A 1,003-nucleotide genomic window follows, 5' to 3' on the forward strand; every position below is an offset into this window, starting at 1 on the left:
CTGGTCTAGAAGCGCTCGGCATTGAAATGCTAGTGCCTAAAGATATTCGCCTATCTCAACTTAATGCAGTGAAGATTCCAGAAGGTATTGATGATGCGACTGTTAGATCAACACTACTTAACCAGTACGACTTGGAACTTGGTGCAGGGCTAGGTAAGTTTGCTGGCAAAGCATGGCGAATCGGCTTAATGGGCAATGGCTGTAATCGTAAAAACGTTGATTACTGCGTTAGCTCTTTAGGCGCGGTGCTTAACGAACTTGGACATAGCTGCGATGTCGACGCTGCAATGTCTGCAGTAGAGAATGCATACCCATAACCCAATAGACAGGGCTAGGGTATGAGTAATCCACTCCTACCCTAAGCTTTGTATCTCAAGCAAAGCGAAATGAAAAAACTCCTTTTGGTCGCCCACAGCCCGTCTGAAAATACACAAGCCCTACAACAAGCTCTGTGCCAGGGTGTCATCAGCCAAGCTCTTGAGCAAGTTGAATTCAAGTCGAAAACTCCTTTTGAAACACAAGCAGAAGATGTACTAAGTGCAGACGCCATTATACTCGGCACTACCGAGAATCTAGGCTACATGAGTGGTGCCCTCAAAGATTTCTTTTCCTTATATACATTTAATCTTTCATTTTTGTAGGTCAGTAGGATTATAGTATCGTTTAAATATTAAATTAAGCGAACCTACAGTATGCCTACACATGTGCATTGCCTAAAAAACTTTGAATACAACAGAATGCACTTCGATTTGCTATGGGTTATTCGTGATGGGAATGGATCCCCACCAATATTACCTTTAGCGTACTCTTGTTTCTTATCTCGATACGGGACTGTTTTTAAATCGATTCAACAATCAGACAGGCAGTCTCGCACTAGGCTCTATAAGCTGGAATCAACCGATGCAGAAGACGCAACGATAAGATCTTATATCTATGCCCTATCGAATTTCCTCACATATTTAGAAGACAGCTCGAAAACTAATCGAGAATTAGGTGCCCATGC

Annotated in this window: 2 protein-coding genes and 1 pseudogene; all 3 read left to right on the forward strand. The window is 42.6% G+C overall.

The genetic code is table 11. From position 1 onward, the window contains the following. A pseudogene (locus A3735_RS31350) lies at positions 1 to 317 on the forward strand (alanine--glyoxylate aminotransferase family protein); the annotation flags it as partial. 69 nt (positions 318 to 386) lie between these two features. Continuing rightward, positions 387 to 641, forward strand: a complete 255-nt coding sequence (locus A3735_RS24175) for a hypothetical protein (RefSeq protein WP_068637525.1) — start codon at positions 387 to 389, stop codon at positions 639 to 641. A gap of 51 nt (positions 642 to 692) precedes the next feature. Next, positions 693 to 1,003 (forward strand): hypothetical protein (locus tag A3735_RS32100; protein ID WP_231882639.1); only part of this gene is annotated, 311 nt, incomplete at its 3' end.

This window comes from Oleiphilus sp. HI0061, assembly GCF_001635675.1.